At 64.1% G+C, this 15491-nt stretch carries 16 protein-coding genes and 1 pseudogene; 10 read left to right on the top strand and 7 right to left on the bottom strand.

Annotation, left to right across the window (positions count from 1 at the left end):
- Nucleotides 1-212 precede the first annotated feature (212 nt).
- The 6 genes from cobS to XH91_RS03965 all read left to right on the top strand — a co-directional run bounded on the left by cobS (nucleotide 213) and on the right by XH91_RS03965 (nucleotide 6984).
- A complete protein-coding gene (cobS, locus tag XH91_RS03940) occupies nucleotides 213-1211 on the top strand; it encodes a cobaltochelatase subunit CobS (RefSeq protein ID WP_128949368.1) in 999 nt (332 codons plus the stop codon).
- Between the two features lie 138 nt (nucleotides 1212-1349).
- Entirely contained in the window at nucleotides 1350-3251 is a 1902-nt protein-coding gene (cobT, locus tag XH91_RS03945) for a cobaltochelatase subunit CobT (RefSeq protein WP_128949369.1), read from the top strand.
- Nucleotides 3248-4309: an esterase-like activity of phytase family protein gene (locus XH91_RS03950; RefSeq protein WP_128949370.1), complete on the top strand. Its 1062-nt coding sequence runs from the start codon at nucleotides 3248-3250 to the stop codon at nucleotides 4307-4309. The genes cobT and XH91_RS03950 overlap by 4 nt, the downstream gene beginning before the upstream one ends.
- Nucleotides 4310-4345: 36 nt before the next feature.
- Nucleotides 4346-5041, top strand: coding sequence for a hypothetical protein (locus XH91_RS03955; protein WP_128949371.1), 696 nt, complete (start codon nucleotides 4346-4348; stop codon nucleotides 5039-5041).
- 311 nt (nucleotides 5042-5352) lie between these two features.
- Nucleotides 5353-6465 (top strand): NADH:flavin oxidoreductase/NADH oxidase, encoded by a 1113-nt coding sequence (locus tag XH91_RS03960; RefSeq protein WP_128949372.1) that lies wholly within the window; start codon nucleotides 5353-5355, stop codon nucleotides 6463-6465.
- Between the two features lie 108 nt (nucleotides 6466-6573).
- The gene (locus XH91_RS03965) at nucleotides 6574-6984 is read left to right on the top strand and encodes a hypothetical protein (RefSeq protein ID WP_128949373.1); all 411 of its coding nucleotides are present in this window, start codon (nucleotides 6574-6576) and stop codon (nucleotides 6982-6984) included.
- A gap of 90 nt (nucleotides 6985-7074) precedes the next feature.
- Here XH91_RS03965 and XH91_RS03970 read toward each other — a convergent pair whose 3' ends face one another.
- The 3 genes from XH91_RS03970 to XH91_RS03980 form a co-directional block, all read right to left on the bottom strand.
- Complete coding sequence (locus XH91_RS03970) at nucleotides 7075-7326, bottom strand: PilZ domain-containing protein (RefSeq protein ID WP_128949374.1); 252 nt, start codon at nucleotides 7324-7326, stop codon at nucleotides 7075-7077.
- Between the two features lie 284 nt (nucleotides 7327-7610).
- A complete protein-coding gene (locus tag XH91_RS03975; RefSeq protein WP_128949375.1) occupies nucleotides 7611-8966 on the bottom strand; it encodes a T6SS phospholipase effector Tle1-like catalytic domain-containing protein in 1356 nt (451 codons plus the stop codon).
- Between the two features lie 287 nt (nucleotides 8967-9253).
- Nucleotides 9254-9601 (bottom strand): hypothetical protein, encoded by a 348-nt coding sequence (locus XH91_RS03980; RefSeq protein ID WP_128949376.1) that lies wholly within the window; start codon nucleotides 9599-9601, stop codon nucleotides 9254-9256.
- A 494-nt stretch (nucleotides 9602-10095) separates the two neighbouring features.
- Between XH91_RS03980 and XH91_RS03985 the strand changes: the two genes are divergently transcribed.
- From XH91_RS03985 to XH91_RS03995, 3 genes are all read left to right on the top strand, one after another.
- Entirely contained in the window at nucleotides 10096-10362 is a 267-nt protein-coding gene (locus XH91_RS03985; RefSeq protein ID WP_128949377.1) for a hypothetical protein, read from the top strand.
- Nucleotides 10355-10651: a hypothetical protein gene (locus XH91_RS03990; protein WP_128949378.1), complete on the top strand. Its 297-nt coding sequence runs from the start codon at nucleotides 10355-10357 to the stop codon at nucleotides 10649-10651. The genes XH91_RS03985 and XH91_RS03990 overlap by 8 nt, the downstream gene beginning before the upstream one ends.
- A gap of 304 nt (nucleotides 10652-10955) precedes the next feature.
- Complete coding sequence (locus tag XH91_RS03995) at nucleotides 10956-11234, top strand: DUF1488 family protein (protein WP_128949379.1); 279 nt, start codon at nucleotides 10956-10958, stop codon at nucleotides 11232-11234.
- Nucleotides 11235-11288: 54 nt separating this feature from the next.
- Here the strand turns inward: XH91_RS03995 and XH91_RS04000 are convergent.
- From XH91_RS04000 to rpmB, 4 genes and pseudogenes are all read right to left on the bottom strand, one after another.
- Nucleotides 11289-11435: pseudogene (locus XH91_RS04000) on the bottom strand (phospholipase effector Tle1 domain-containing protein); the annotation flags it as partial.
- A gap of 96 nt (nucleotides 11436-11531) precedes the next feature.
- Nucleotides 11532-11930, bottom strand: coding sequence for a PIN-like domain-containing protein (locus tag XH91_RS04005; protein ID WP_128949380.1), 399 nt, complete (start codon nucleotides 11928-11930; stop codon nucleotides 11532-11534).
- The gene (locus XH91_RS04010) at nucleotides 11927-12595 is read right to left on the bottom strand and encodes a DUF433 domain-containing protein (protein ID WP_245470865.1); all 669 of its coding nucleotides are present in this window, start codon (nucleotides 12593-12595) and stop codon (nucleotides 11927-11929) included. Before XH91_RS04010 ends, XH91_RS04005 begins: the two co-directional genes overlap by 4 nt.
- Before the next feature lie 216 nt (nucleotides 12596-12811).
- Entirely contained in the window at nucleotides 12812-13117 is a 306-nt protein-coding gene (gene rpmB, locus XH91_RS04015; protein ID WP_128949381.1) for a 50S ribosomal protein L28, read from the bottom strand.
- Between the two features lie 1041 nt (nucleotides 13118-14158).
- Here rpmB and XH91_RS04020 point away from each other — a divergent pair.
- Nucleotides 14159-14968, top strand: a complete 810-nt coding sequence (locus XH91_RS04020) for a DUF3108 domain-containing protein (protein ID WP_128954715.1) — start codon at nucleotides 14159-14161, stop codon at nucleotides 14966-14968.
- Nucleotides 14969-15491 lie beyond the last annotated feature (523 nt).

Here is a 15491-nt window from a genome sequence, read left to right on the forward strand (position 1 = left end):
GGCACGTGTCCGGCGCGAAATTTGGGCGAGATTTGCAGGGCAGCCTTCCAAAAATCGCGTTCCTTGCCTATCTAAATGAAAAGACAACGGAACTTTGATTGCGGGGCGGGCTTCTGCCGGCACGTTGTCTCTGATAGGTTCGCAGTCGCACCCAGCCGCAGCCAACGTGCAAATAAACTGGTCTCGGGACCGCCCGGGGCCTCGGAGGATTGATGACGACCGCCGCCATGTCCAAAGTTGAGGAAGTTTCCGGTTTGCCCGACATGAAGGTGTCGGTGCGCCAGGTGTTCGGGATCGACAGCGATCTCGAGGTGCCTGCTTATTCCGAAGTCGATCCTCACGTTCCTGAAGTCGATTCCGACTACCGCTTCGACCGCGCCACCACGCTTGCCATTCTCGCCGGCTTCGCTCGCAACCGCCGCGTGATGGTCACCGGCTATCACGGCACCGGCAAATCCACCCATATCGAGCAGGTCGCCGCGCGCCTGAACTGGCCCTGCGTGCGCGTCAACCTCGACAGCCACATCAGCCGCATCGACCTCGTCGGCAAGGATTCCATCGTGGTCCGCGATGGCAAGCAGGTCACCGAATTCCGCGACGGCATTTTGCCCTGGGCGCTGCAGAACAACGTCGCGCTGGTGTTCGACGAATACGACGCCGGCCGCCCGGACGTGATGTTCGTGATCCAGCGCGTGCTGGAAGTCTCCGGCCGCCTGACGCTCCTCGACCAGAACAAGGTGATCAAGCCGCATCCGGCCTTCCGCCTGTTCGCGACCGCCAACACGGTCGGCCTCGGCGACACCTCGGGCCTCTATCACGGCACCCAGCAGATCAACCAGGGCCAGATGGACCGCTGGTCGATCGTCACCACGCTGAACTATCTCAGCCACGACGAGGAAGTGGAGATCGTGCTGGCGAAGGCCAAGCATTATCGCACCCAGGAAGGCCGCGATATCGTCAACAAGATGGTGCGTCTCGCCGATCTCACCCGGAACGCCTTCGCCAATGGCGATCTGTCGACGGTGATGAGCCCGCGCACGGTGATCACCTGGGCCGAGAATGCCGATATTTTCGGCGACATCGGCTTTGCGTTCCGCGTCACCTTCCTCAACAAGTGCGACGAGCTCGAGCGTCCCCTGGTCGCCGAGTTCTATCAGCGCTGCTTCAATGCCGAGCTGCCGGAATCGGCGGTGAACGTGGCGCTCAGCTGAGGTTGAGATGTCGTCCCGGCGAAAGCCGGGACCCATACCGCGAGGTTTCTCGACGAAACGACGCCGATAGTTTTCCTGACCCAACGACGGCCGGTGGTTATGGGTCCCGGCCTTCGCCGGGACGACAGATAGGGTCAAATGACCACCTCCAACTCCAAATTCCGCAATACGAAGGAAGCGCCGACCGAGCCGTTCAAGCGCTCGGTGGCGTCCTGCCTGAAGGCGATCGCGAAGTCGCCCGAGCTCGACGTCTCCTTCGCCGCCGAGCGCCCGGGCCTCGCACCTGGCAAAGCGCGGCTGCCCGAGCCGGCGCGAAAGATGACCAAGCGCGATGCTGCGATCGTGCGCGGTCACGCCGATTCCATTGCGCTCAAGATCGCCTGTCACGACGCAAAGCTGCATCGCAAGCTGATGCCCGGCAATCCGCAGGCGCGCGGTGTGTTCGAGGCGGTGGAGCAGGCCCGCGTCGAGGCGATCGGCGCGCGCCGCATGGCGGGCGTTGCCAAGAATCTCACCGCGATGCTCGACGACCATTTCCATCGCGGCAAGTTCGACGAGATCACCGATCGCGCCGACGCGCCGCTCGCCGACGCGCTGGCGATGCTGGTGCGCGAGCGCCTCACGGGCCTCGCGCCGCCCGCGGCCGCCAAGAAGATGGTCGATCTCTGGCGGCCCATTCTCGAAGACAAGATCGGCAAGCGGCTCGACCGGCTCGACGGCGTGGTCGAGGACCAGACCAAGTTCGGCGATGCCGTGCATGACCTGCTGACCGCGCTGGAACTCGGCGACGAGCGTAGCGCCGACAGCGAGGACAATGACGACAACGACGAGAACCAGGACGGCGACAACGATCAGTCCGGCGCCGAAGGCTCGCCCGATTCCGACGCCGCGCAGGAGATGAGCGCCGACCAGGCGCAGGCTTCATCCGAGGAGATGAGCGAGAGCGCGATGGAAAGCGCGCAGGCCTCGACCTCTGACACGTTTGACGATGGCGAGCTCGGCGACGACGAGACGCCGGGCGAGGCGACGCGTCCCAACCAGCACGGCAAGAACGAGCCGCGCGGGCCGGAATATCACGCCTTCGCGCCGAAATTCGACGAGGTCATCGCCGCCGAGGATCTCTGCGACCATGACGAGCTGGAGCGCCTGCGCGCCTATCTCGACAAGCAGCTCGCGCATCTGCAGGGCATCGTCGCGCGCCTGGCCAACCGGCTGCAGCGCCGATTGATGGCGCAGCAGAACCGCGCCTGGGAGTTCGACCTCGAAGAGGGCATCCTCGATCCCGCGCGCCTGTCGCGCGTCGTCACCGATCCCTATCACCCGCTCTCCTTCATGCACGAGAAGGAGGCGACGTTCCGCGACACCGTGGTGACGCTGCTGCTCGACAATTCCGGCTCGATGCGCGGACGCCCGATCACGGTGGCGGCGACCTGCGCCGACATTCTCGCGCGCACGCTGGAGCGTTGCGGCGTCAAGGTCGAGATTTTGGGCTTCACCACGCGCGCCTGGAAGGGCGGGCAATCGCGTGAGGCGTGGCTGGCCGCCGGCAAGCCGGCCAATCCCGGCCGCCTCAACGATCTCCGCCACATCATCTACAAATCCGCCGACGCCCCCTGGCGCCGGGCGCGAAAAAATCTCGGCCTGATGATGCGCGAGGGGCTGTTGAAGGAGAACATCGATGGCGAGGCGCTCGACTGGGCGCATAAGCGCCTGCTTGGCCGCCCCGAGCAGCGCAAGATCCTGATGATGATCTCGGACGGCGCGCCGGTCGACGATTCCACGCTGTCGGTCAATCCCGGCAACTATCTCGAGCGGCATCTGCGCCACATCATCGAGGAGATCGAAACCCGCTCGCCGGTCGAGCTGATCGCGATCGGCATCGGCCATGACGTGACGCGCTATTACCGCCGCGCGGTGACGATCGTGGATGCCGAGGAGCTCGGCGGCGCCATCACCGAAAAGCTCGCCGAACTCTTCAGCGAGACCAACACCGCGCCGTCACAGCCGGCCGGTCGCCCGCGACGCAAATTGCATTCGTGAGCAGCTATCAATCCCGCCGCAGCTTTCTCGGCCACGCGGCGGCGGGATTTTCCACTCTCGCTTTGCCCCGGCTCGCCCAGGCGCAGGCCGCGCCCAGACCGGCGCAGCCCGAGCACGCCGTCGACGCGCCCGTCAGCATCGAGGTCAACGCGCGGCCGATTCCGTACTTCGAGCCGCGCGACCGCTCGCGCGTGCGGTTCGGGCGGTTGGCTTATCGCAGCGGGCTGGTGCTGACCTCGCCGCATCGCGGTTTCGGCGGCCTGTCCGGATTCCGCTTCCTCGACGACAAGGGCGAGCGCTTCCTCGCGCTGTCGGATCAAGGCACCTGGTTCACCGGCGCCATCCGCTATGAGGGCGGCAGGATGGCCGGGCTCGACGACGTCGAGGCGGCGCCGATGCTCAACGCCGAGGGGCGGCCGATCACGGAGAAGCGGCTCTGGTACGACACCGAGTCGCTCGCGCGCGACGGCTCGCTGGTTTACGTCGGGCTCGAACGCGTCAACCAGATCATGCGCTTCGACTTCGCCAAGGGCGGCACGCGCGCCCACGGCGAGGTGATCGCCTCGCCGGCGGCGATCCGCAAGCTGCCGGTCAACAAGGGGCTGGAGGCGATGGTGTTCGTGCCGAAAGGCCAACCTTTGGCGGGCACGCTTGTAGCGTTCTCCGAGCGCGGGCTGGATGCCGACGGCAATCTGGTCGCCTTCCTGATCGGCGGTCCGTCGCCCGGCCAGTTCGCCGTGCGCCGCACCGAGAAATTCGACATCAGCGACGCCGTGCTGCTGGCCTCCGGCGAGGTCCTGATTCTTGAACGCAAATTCTCCTGGTTCACCGGCATCGACATCCGCATCCGCGCCATCCCCCTGAGATCGATCGCACCTGGCGCGCTGGTCGACGGCGATGAGCTGTTTCGCGCCGATCTCGGCCACGAGGTCGACAACATGGAGGGCATCGATGCCCACGTCACGGCCGAAGGCGAAACCGTGCTGACCATGGTGTCGGACGATAATTTCTCCATGCTCCAGCGCACGCTGCTGCTGCAATTCACGCTGGTGGAGTAGATTGAACGTCGGCTGCCCCTTCGCCGACACACAATCATGCTCCACCGCCGCGCCGTCCTCGCCCTTCTTCTCGCCTTCGCCATATCGCCGGCCTTCGCCACGGCCGAGCATCAATACGGCAAGGGCGAATACGCCATCATCCTCGGCGGCAAGGCGCCGAACGGAAAGCTCTCGGTTGCCGCCCATGGCGGCGGCGAATCCGGCAGCGACGGTTTTCGCGTTTACCTGATGGCGGAGCCGGCGCATCGCAAGCTGACGACGCTCGACGACATCAACGACGACAACATCCTCGACACCGCGCCGGATGCCTTCCACGCGACGTGGTCGGCGGATTCGCGCTTCCTCGCGGTGTCGTTCCGCAGCGAGCGGCATATCGTCACGCTGAACATCTACGCCGTCGATGGCGCCCGCGCGAAGCCGCTCGATGGCCCCGACCTGTTCCGCGACGTCACCGGCCGCAGCGCAGGCGGCGACAACGACCTCGACATGCGCACCTCGGTGCCGGATTTCACCTGGGCGGCCCCGCGCCGCTTCCATCTCACTGACTATCGCGTCTTCGTCGCCGACGACACCGCGCTCGCCGACAAGCTCGGCACCCTCGGCAAGGCGAGCAAGCGCGATGGCGGCGGCAACACGATCCAGTTCTCCGCCGAGGCCGATGGCGAGATCCTGCCCGACGGCAAGATTCGCATGGGCAAGCCGCGGCCGGGGAAGTTCGAGGATTTGCCGTAGGAGGCGAGGGGCCCAGGTCGCCCCCAACCTCTCCTGTCGTCCCGGGGCGCGCAGCGAGCCCGGGACCCATACTCCGCAGCGAGAGTCTTGCGAAGATTCGGAGTGACCAACCTTCGCCAAACCCGGTCCTGTGGTGATGGATCCGGGGCTCACGCTTCGCGTGCCCCCGGGATAACAGCGGGGTTCTCCGGCCCATCCCCCGCAATGCATGGCCCCGCCATTCGCCATGCTGTCCGCGCATCTCGCAATTCGCTGGCCGGCCACTAAACTTCATGCAATCGCTTCCTTCCCTCTGTCCCCGGATCCCCCGCATGAGCGCCCTGTTTTCCCCGATCAAGCTGCGCGGCCTGACCCTGAAGAACCGCGTCGTGGTCTCGCCGATGTGCCAATATTCGGCCGAGGACGGCGTTCCCACCGACTGGCATTTCACCCACATCAACAATCTCGCGCTGTCGGGGGCTGCGATGTTCTGCATCGAGGCCACCCATGTCGAGGCGATCGGCCGCATCACGCCGGGCTGCCTCGGCCTCTACAGCGATGCCTCCGAAGCCGCGCTGAAGCAGATCCTCGCCTCGGTGCGCAAGCATTCGTCGACCGCAATCGCGATGCAGCTCGCCCATGCCGGCCGCAAGGCCTCCAGCGCGAAGCCCTGGGACGGCGGCCAGCTCATCCCGTTGAGTGAAGGCGGCTGGCAGACGGTGGCGCCATCGGCGATCCCGCACAAGGAAGGCGAGGCCGCGCCGCTTGCGCTGGATAGCGCCGGCTTGAAGCGCATCCGCGAGGCCTTCGTCGACAGCGCCAAGCGCGCGGCGCGCATCGGCATCGATGCGATCGAGCTGCACGGCGCACACGGCTATCTCATGCATCAATTCCTGTCGCCGATCTCCAACAAACGCACCGACGACTATGGCGGCAGCCTGGAAAATCGCATGCGCTTCCCGCTCGAAATCTACGACGCCGTGCGCGCCGTGTTCCCGCACGACAAGCCGGTGGGCATGCGGGTGTCGTCGACCGACTGGGTCGAGGGCGGCTGGGACCTGGCGCAGACCATCGAATTCGCGAGAGCGTTGAAGGCGCGCGGCGTCGACTGGATCGATGCCTCCTCCGGCGGCGTCTCGCCCTTGCAGAAGATCACGCTCGGCCCCGGCTATCAGGTGCAGTTTGCAGAGGCCATCAAGCGCGAGACGGGATTGCCCACCATCGCCGTCGGCCTGATCACCGAGCCGAAACACGCCGAGGAGATCGTGGCGAGCGGCAAGGCCGACATGGTCGCGCTCGCCCGCGGCATGCTGTACGACCCCCGCTGGGGCTGGCACGCCGCCGCCGAACTCGGCGGCGAAGTCGAAGCGCCCCCGCAATACTGGCGCTCGCAGCCGTCGACGCAGAAGGCGCTGTTCGGCAAGACCACGTTCGGGGCAAGGTGAGCTTGGGGCGCGCGCAGCGTCACGCTCCCTCACGCATCCGTAACTCCCCTTAGCTTCCACCGCCCGCCAAACTGGCCTAACCTCCCGAGATCATCACGGAGGTCCGCCATGCGGTTTCGTGTTCGCAAGACTGCCCATGTGTTCGAGCGATTGGGTCTCGCGATGGCTGGCGCTGCGTGCGGGCTGTTCGTCGGCGCCTATGTCGGATCGGCGATCCCGGCGCTCACCACGCAGGGCTTCCTGCTGCTGATGATGCTGCTCGGTGTCGTCGGCTTCTATCTCGGCATCGACACGCCGCAGCTGCCCTTCGACGACGCCCACAGCCACATCGACGCCGCCGAGCTCTTGAGCTCCGCCGGCACGCTCTGCGCCACGCTCACCGCGCTCGTCTCCGTCGCCGTCATCGTGCTCCGCCTCGAGCCGCACGCCGCGTTGCACTGGCTCGTGCTGGTGGGGTGGATCGGCGGCGTCGCCATGCAGATCATCGCAGGGGCGAAGGCGCGGATGCGGAAGGTGTGAGGGGGCGGTGAGGGCGGGCAGCGCGCGCCTCAACCTTCGCCAGGACGACGGCTGAATATTTGGTGGCAGCTTCGCCGACCATAACACCCCTCAAAACACCACGCCCACCCGCGTGCCGCGCTTCCAGGCGATGCGGCAGCGCTTCTTGGTGTTGACGTGCAGCAGCTCGAATCTGTCGGGGATCTTCACCTGCCCGCCGAGATCGACGCAGGCCCCTCCCGGCGAATAGTCGATCAGCGTGCACGGAATCACCGGCGCGCGCGGGTCGGTGATGATCTTGGCCTGGCGGGACACCAGGCCTGCGGGCTTCACGCGTGCAAACTTTCGCGGATATTGTGGCACGTGTCCTCCTGCTCCGCTGTTCTTGCGGAGGTCTCGGGACCAATGATGCCGGCGATGTGATGCGATCACGCTAAGGCGCGTCAGAGAATTTTAATGAAAAGTAGCGGCGATTGGAGATGGTGGAGGTAGCGGGGTGCACAACCTCCCTCGCCTGGAGGGCCGGCAATCGCGTATGGCGTGCTTTGATGCTGCGGCATTGACGGTTGGCTCCCTCCCCCGCTTGCGGGGGAGGGTTGGGGAGAGGGTGTCTCCGCGGCGGGACAATCCCCAAGAGGAAAAAGCCCTCACCCGCCGCGCTCTGCGAGCGCGTCGGCCTCTCCCGCAAGCGGGAGAGGCGAAGCAAGATCCACCCCCGGCGGCACCGGCATCGGCACCGTGACATACTGCTTCGGCAAATTCACCGGCCGGTAGTCCGGCTCCACGTCCATCCGCTTCAACACGCTCTCATGCACATGCGCGCCCTCGGGAATCAGGCGCGGCTCGCCGTCGGGGATGTAGAAGCCGAGAAATTCCTTCCGCTCCGGCCACTCCCGGTACTTCGCGCTTTTCGGAATGAACTCCAGCAGCCACCACGCCCCCGTCAGCGAATGGTGCAGCTGGTCCGCCTTGTCGTCGGCGTAGCCGGGCGGCACGTATCGGAACGGCGAGTTCTTGCGCTGGATGCCCCAGGCGAGCTGGTTCACAGTGCGCGGATTGAAGTTCAGCCCCGCCTTCGCCGCCTCCTCGATCATCCAGATCAGCGGATATTTCGATTCGCCGCTCTCGGCTTCCGGATAGCCGCCGCCGACGTCGCTATGCACGCCGGCGAACCACACCTGCAGAATGTCCTGCGGCACCTTCTTCTCGTCTCGCACGTAGCGGTTGCTCCAGAAGTCCTGCGGCTCCTCGTATTTGTTGAGGCGGAACATGCGCCGCCGCTCGTCGATCGCGATCGCCTGGCGGAAGATGGCGACGCTGGGGTTGACCCGCGTGAAGGCGAGCTCCTCCATGCTGAACACGAAGAAGAAATTCTCCCGCCGCGGCACGATCACGCTCGCCACCGTGTCCCACACGCCGATGAAGTGGATCGTCGCCCAGCGCGTCGAGGTGATGCGCGCGAACTGTGCCGCGAGGTCGAACGCGTCCTTCGGCAGCGGCCCCTGCTCGTCGACGGCGACGTCCTTGAGGTCCTCGACGATGTTGCCGCGCCCGGTGTCGGAAAACTGCTTGTAGGCGACCATGCCCGAGCCCGCGAGGTTCTTCTGCTCCGGCGAGATCAGCCCGATCTTGTGGATCAGCCCCGCCAGCACCCGCACCGTGTAGGCCCCGCGCGAAAAGCCGAACAGGAAGATCTTGTCGCCGGCCGCGTAATGCTCGACCAGGAAGCAATAGGCGTTGAGCACGTTGTCATCGAGCCCGTAGCCGGTGGCGAGCCCCAGCACCAGATTGACGTCGGCCTTGATCTGATGCCACGTCGACGGCTCCGTCACCGTGCCGACCCCGGGATCGTAAAACACCACCTGCCGCGGCTGCGTCTTGTCGGTCTTGCGCAGGCAGCGATAGAGCTTCAGGACGTTGGAGATGTTCTCCGAGATCTCGTTGCCGGTGCCGTCACAGCAGATGACGAGGTTTTTCGGCTCGGGTTTGCCTGCGTGATCCACGGGATGCGCCTCCGGGTGATGCTACCGGGGCGAGTATAGCGGAAATGCGCGGCGCCGAGGAGACGGGATCGTCGGATGTGCGCTCGGCCGGGCCACAAACTCCGCCGTCGTCCTGGCGAAGGCCAGGACCCATACAGCGTGATTCATCCGTATCGATTGGTGCGAATCCCGAACGACCGGTCTTCGCCAAATTCGTCCCTGTGGTTATGGGTCCTGGCCTTCGCCAGGACGACGGAAGAGGACTTGCATCGGTCTTCGCTGAAGTCTCACGGGCGAGGCGAAAACCCCTACTTCTTCTTCCCCGGCCCGAAATCCGGCTGCCAGGCGACGTCCTTCCGGCTCGGCGCCGCGGCGATCACCTTGGCTTTTTCCTTCTTCGGCTTCTTGGTTTCGCGGTTGCCGCGTTGCTGTCCCTTGGCCATGGCATCAAGCTCCTTTGCGGGTTTCAGTTCGTCCAGTTCGTCCGATTGCAGCACGCGGCCGCGCGGCGTGCAGACACGCACGTCCATGAAGCCGTCGCGCAGCAGCTTGCGCGCCAGCCGCAGCGCCACGGTGGCGTTGCTGCGGCCGTGATTGGCGCTGCCGTATTCGCCGGTCGCCCAGATCAGATAGGGCACGCGCACGGGCCTAGCCATGAAACAGCGCCGCTATGCCGACGAGAAGCAACAGGAACAAGGGAACGACGACGGGCGGAACGATCCATTCCGAGGCGCGAAAAGGCGGCATCGCATGCTCCTGCGCGGACACGCGGAAGGCGTGCCCTGGCGACTGAATTCCCGGCGGGAGCGCACGTGACCCTCAGTCACCGGTCGATGCCGTAGCGTAAGATGCGGTGATGCATGCAAGCCTACGCCTCCCCACCACCAATAGCGAGGACTAAAACACCACGCGTGCAGCCAGCGCCGGCCGATGGGTGCTTCACCTCTCCCACTCCGTCATTGCGAGCGAAGGGAAGCAATCCAGACTGCCAGCCGCGGAAAGACTCTGGATTGCTTCGCTTCGCTCGCAATGACGCGGAGAGGAGAGAGGTGACACAATGACGATAGCGCTGGCTATTGCCGCGCGACAAGCGCATGGTCGTGGTCACCGGCGTCGGTTTGGGGCCGCTCTCGCAGCAAGGCAGGCGTGCATGACCATCCGTTCGCGGCGGGAAACCGTCACGTTCAAGCATCCGTTCCACATCCGCGGCATCGAGCGCATGCTGCCGGCGGGTGTTTATCAGGTGATCGCCGACGAGGAGACGATCGAGAGCGAGACCTTCTCGGCCTGGCGCCGCGTCGGCACGTCGATCATCGTGCCGGCGGAAAGCCCTGCCGGCACCATGGAGATGCTGTCGATCCGCGCGCTCGATCTTGCCGAGGCGCAACGCGTCGATGCGAGCATCGCCAATGACTGATCATCCGGTCGATCTCGACAAGCATCGCGGCATGGCCGCGCAGAAGGCCACGGACCTCCGCCGCGTGCTGGCCGAGGTCGAGAACAATGTCCGGCAATTGCGCGAGCGCGAGGCCGATCTCGAACACCGCCTGATGACCGTGCCATCAGCCTCCTGGCCCGAGGCCGCCGTGAAGGCGCGCTACCTCCTCAACCTCTATGCCGCCAGCCTCCCAGCCGAGGACACCCGCCACCGCGCTCTGGTCGCCGCGCTGCTCGACGATTTCGTGAGACTGGGCGCGGACGTTTGAGGCGCGCCGCGGGCGCGATGCGGCGATGCTTTGAGCGCTGAAAGCAGGCGTGCCCAAAAATAGTGTGCGCGAAAACAGGTGCGCACTTTTGAAACATCTGCACGAATTGAAGATAGGTGTGCGCCCGGAATACAGGCGTCGTCCTGGCGAAGGCCAGGACCCATAACCACCAAAGCGAGTTGTTATGCAGGCTTGTGCCACAGCGTGCTTGAACAACAGATGACCGGGGTAATGGGTCCTGGCCTTCGCCAGGACGACGGCAAGCAATCATCGCGCCGCAAAGCAACCGCAACAGGAGTCTCCCATGCCCCTCACCAGCGGCCGTTTCATCGGCCACGAGCAGGACCGCGGCATCATCCAGTTCTCCATGCACGACGGCGCGAAGGAAATCCCCTGCGCCATCTCGACCTCCGCCATGGACGATCTCGAACGCGGCCCGAAAGTCGCCACCGAGCACCGCGAAGCCCAGTTCACCCGCCTCCGCGACCGCATCGAAACCCGCGCCGCCAGCAAATACCGCGCCTGCGAATTCGAGGGCACCCCGCCGGGGATCGTGCTGCGGAGCATTGATTTTCGGGGGTAGGGGAGCGCGAGCTTCTTGTCTCGGCGTCCGATCAAACGCGAACTACCGCCGCTCGGTCGTGTCCGGCTTGTGCAGGCAGCGAGAGAGCTTCAGGACGTTGGAGATGTTCTCCGAAATCTCGTTGCCGGTGCCGTCGCAGCAGATGACGAGGTTTTTGGGTCGGGTTTGGGTGCGTGCTTCATGATGGCCCCTCCGGGTGATGCTATCGGGCGACTATAGCTACAGGGACTCGGCATTGTCGTGAGTAGTAGACACTGCGACGCTGGTGATCGGTGGGGTGACCAAAGGCAGGATGGTCTAGATCTTCAACTGCCGAAGTTTCGTGCTCTTTATTGGTAGCTCGTACATCGCGCCACCCTGAACCGTCGCTGGAACTGTCTGGATTACGGGCCAGAGCGCCAGCAGCCGCTCCATCTGTTTAATCACGGGTGCTTTGTAGAGGCCCTGGGAGAGAAACAGGCCGATCAGATTGGAATTGCGGAACGCGTGATACTCTGCGCGATTTCTTGTAATCCGTCGATCGCCTGAGATAACGACCCACAGCCCTTCCTTGCTCAGGTTCGAAATCCAATCGATATCACTAATGTTGCGCGGGAATTTCTCTGCGAGGTAGGTGATTTCGTGCTCGCCTTTGAATAATTCGCGAAGGGCTCGTGCCATCGCCGGAGACATGTTGTGGTCAAAAAACAGCTTCACGCAGCGAGGGATTTTTCAAACCTGACGGCGTCCCGAACCGCGGAAGGAGAGACGTCGTACAGTTTGCTCACACGCTCCACTGAGCCCTCAGCCTTAACGGCATCTGCCAAGGTTATGGTCGGCACGCCATAATTATTTGTAATCGGCTGTCCGAAGGCACGGCTCGGATCGATGACGATGCTCTGCTTGCCTTCGAATGGTCGCCAGCGCGTGACGATGTCTTGAGATATATCGAGGTCTTTAAAGGTGCGGTCTATCACCTTCTTGATTACGTATTGGTGGCTCTTGAGGTCGAGCACCTCGTCTTCGCCGGTCCTGCGCAGACTCTCTAGGAAGATGGTACGGCCGTCAGTTCGGAAGCGGCGAGTTGAAAACGGATGATCGTCTCCAGCCAATCCGCGGGCATACTCTAGGCAGTTGCGAACGGTCAGTATCGATAGGCCTGCGTCAAGAAAGCTTTTGATAACGCGCAATTCGATTAGATCCCGAAAGCCTAGCTCCATGTGATGATCGTAGGGCGGGAGTTGAGGCTTCCAAAGCGGCGGCATGTCTACCGTCTTGTCGCCTTGCGTGAAGCGATATCCGCCCAACCAGCGCCGAATGTTGAGTGGCGCAATTTTAAGCAGCCGCGCGGCTTCGGGGACAGTGTAAAAACCGATCCCCAACAGTGTCTCGTCTTTCCGGGTCGCGCTTTGGAGCATGATTGAACCATAACGCGGACAATGCGTCTCGGCTACATCGAGGTTCAAAGGCGAGCGTAGGCAAGCAATGCGTAGAAAACAGAACGGCCGGATCTTTCGATCCGGCCGCAACGCAAAACTCAACTGGCTAAGCCTACGCCACGCGACGCAACCTAGCCCCCGCCCTATTCCGAAAAGATCTTAGCTGGCCTTCTTGGCCGGCGCGTCGCCGACCTTCTTCTGGATGGCGCGCTTCAGCTCGAGTGCGCGCGGCGACAGGGCGTCGGCGCTGGCCTTGAGCAGGAAGGCGTCGAGGCCGCCATTGTGGTCGACGCTCTTCACCGCGTTGGTGGAGACGCGCAGGCGCACGTTGCGCTCCAGGGCTTCGCTGATGAAGGTCACGTTGACCAGGTTCGGCAGGAAGCGGCGCTTGGTCTTGATGTTGGAGTGGCTGACCTTGTGGCCGACGAGGGGGCCCTTGGCCGTCAGTTCGCAGCGGCGAGACATGGCAAAAATCCTTACGTTCGAACCCCCAATGATTGCGGCCGCCATTCGGGGCGCCACGGGGGCAAATTCTGTGTCCTTGAGGGAGCGGGCGGACGTATAGGGGGTGAGGGGCGGGTAGTCAAGGATTTGGGGGACAGATCGTGCCCCCCAACAGGTGTCATCGCCCGGCTTGACCGGGCGATCCAGTATCCCAGAGGCCGGGGTTTGAGAGTTCGGCCTCACCACATCCGCCGCAGCGTACTGGATACCCCGCCTTCGCGGGGTATGACGGTGGAATGGGCGGGGAGGGTGCCCCACGAAAGGTGTCATCGTCCGCGAAAGGTGTCATCGCCCGGCTTGACCGGGCGATCCAGTATCCCAGAGGCCGGGGTTTGAGAGTTCGCTTTTGCCAGATCCGCCGCAGCGTACTGGATACCCCGCCTTCGCGGGGTATGACAGCGGAATGGGCGGGGAGGGTGCCCCACGAAAGGTGTCATCGTCCGGGAAGGCAGGTGTCATCGCCCGGCTTGACCGGGCGATCCAGTATCCCAGAGGCCGGCGTTTGAGAGCTCGTGCTCACCAGATCCGCCGCGGCGTACTGGATACCCCGCCTTCGCGGGGTATGACAGCGGAATGGGCGGGGAGAGTGCCCCACGAAAGGTGTCATCGCCCGCGAAGGCAGGTGTCATCGCCCGGCTTGACCGGGCGATCCAGTATCCCAGAGGCCTGCGTTTGAGAACTGGCTCTCACCAGACCGGCCGCGGCGTACTGGATGCCCCGGTCAAGCCGGGGCATGACAGCGGAGCGGTTGGGAAAGGTGTTCGAGTGCGGCCCGCGCCACCGGCCAATCACCAAAACGGCAATGTTTAAAACCCCTTACCATCACATAAAGGGCGTAATCGCCGCCGAAGAGTCCAGTGAGTTCCTTAAACTGGCTGCCCGGATGCATTGCCTGGCGCAGTAACTGGCTTAAGTAACAACCACTCGCTGTTCCGATTGGACCCGTTCGTGCACACGCCTTCCCTGATTTCGCCCCGGCGGCGCGCTGCCGGCAGGCTGGCCCTGGCCGCTGGTGCCGGGCTGGTTTTGGCGTGGGCGGTGGATCCCGCGGCGGCGCAGGGCAAGCTCGAGGCGCAATATGAGGCGAGCTTATCGGGCATTCCGGTCGGCCGCGGCGCCTGGAACATCGATATCCAGGACGACGTGTTCTCGGCGGCGGCCTCCGGCGGCACCACCGGCATCCTGAAATCCTTCGCGGGCGGGTCCGGCACCGGCGCCTCGCAGGGGCGCATCGTCAATGGCGCGCTGGTCGCCTCGGCCTACCAGGCCTCCACCACCACCTCGAAGAAGACCGAGGAGATCCACATCACCCTGGACAAGGGTAATGTGAAGGAGTTCGGCATCATTCCGGAGCCGCCGGTCGACCCCGATCGTATCGTCGTCACCGACGCGCATCGCCGCGGCGTGTTCGATCCGATGACGGCCTCGCTGGTGCGGGTGCCAGGCACCGGCGATCCCGTGTCGCCGGAGGCCTGCCACGGATCGGCGCCGATCTTCGACGGCCGCATGCGCTACGAGCTCAAGCTCGATTTCAAGCGCATGGAGACGGTGAAGGCCGAGAAGGGCTATCACGGCCCCGTCGTGGTCTGCGCGCTCTATTTCGTGCCCATCGCCGGCTACATCCCCGACCGCCCGGTGATCAAATATCTCGCCGCCCAGCGCAACATCGAGATCGCGCTCGCGCCCGTCGCGGGCACCAGGGTGCTGGTTCCGTTCTGGCTGAAGGTGCCGACGCCCCTGGGGCCGGCGATGCTGGAAGCCACCAGCTTCATCACCACAGCCCAGCCGCCAAGGGTGGCGAAGACGCAGTAACTCTCTCCGTCATTCCGGGGCGCGCCCCTTGGCGCGAACCCGGAATCCATTGGGCCGCGGCGACTGTCTCACGACGGATTCCGGGCTCGTCGCTTGCGCTCCGCCCCGGAATGACGGGTGGAGACCTGCCTCTCACGATATCAACGACTTACCTACTGTGCATGGGGTTGTTTTGGCGACATGCCTCGGAGGCCCACCATTGTCCGTGAATCCATTTGACTCCTTGCCGATTCTGATTCGACTCCGCGCCATCCCCAACTTAAGGATTTCAGCCATCAAATCGTCGCTTGTGCGGCACCCCAAAACTCCATCTAGTGCACACGCAAAACGAGTCCCACGACACCTTGCGTGAACGTATCGGGACTCCGAGGGGAGTCAGCGATTCGGCCGCGATTCGTTCTAGAGTCGTTCCGAAGCTTAAAGGATGAGGAAAAAGCGTCGCAAAGTGAGACAGTTGCGCGAGGTTTGGGGGAGCTGCTCCTACTCACTCGGTGTCATCGCCCGGCTTGACCGGGCGATCCAG

It is taken from the genome of Bradyrhizobium guangzhouense (assembly GCF_004114955.1).
Lineage (GTDB): Bacteria > Pseudomonadota > Alphaproteobacteria > Rhizobiales > Xanthobacteraceae > Bradyrhizobium > Bradyrhizobium guangzhouense.

Bases quoted from the DNA above. Each gene is read 5' to 3' on its own strand.
- XH91_RS03980 (WP_128949376.1), bottom strand. From the start codon at position 9,601: ATGGCTAGGCCCGTGCGCGTGCCCTATCTGATCTGGGCGACCGGCGAA.
- cobT (WP_128949369.1), top strand. From the start codon at position 1,350: ATGACCACCTCCAACTCCAAATTCCGCAATACGAAGGAAGCGCCGACC.
- rpmB (WP_128949381.1), bottom strand. From the start codon at position 13,117: ATGTCTCGCCGCTGCGAACTGACGGCCAAGGGCCCCCTCGTCGGCCAC.
- cobS (WP_128949368.1), top strand. From the start codon at position 213: ATGACGACCGCCGCCATGTCCAAAGTTGAGGAAGTTTCCGGTTTGCCC.
- XH91_RS03985 (WP_128949377.1), top strand. From the start codon at position 10,096: ATGACCATCCGTTCGCGGCGGGAAACCGTCACGTTCAAGCATCCGTTC.
- XH91_RS03955 (WP_128949371.1), top strand. From the start codon at position 4,346: ATGCTCCACCGCCGCGCCGTCCTCGCCCTTCTTCTCGCCTTCGCCATA.
- XH91_RS03990 (WP_128949378.1), top strand. From the start codon at position 10,355: ATGACTGATCATCCGGTCGATCTCGACAAGCATCGCGGCATGGCCGCG.
- XH91_RS03960 (WP_128949372.1), top strand. From the start codon at position 5,353: ATGAGCGCCCTGTTTTCCCCGATCAAGCTGCGCGGCCTGACCCTGAAG.
- XH91_RS03995 (WP_128949379.1), top strand. From the start codon at position 10,956: ATGCCCCTCACCAGCGGCCGTTTCATCGGCCACGAGCAGGACCGCGGC.
- XH91_RS03965 (WP_128949373.1), top strand. From the start codon at position 6,574: ATGCGGTTTCGTGTTCGCAAGACTGCCCATGTGTTCGAGCGATTGGGT.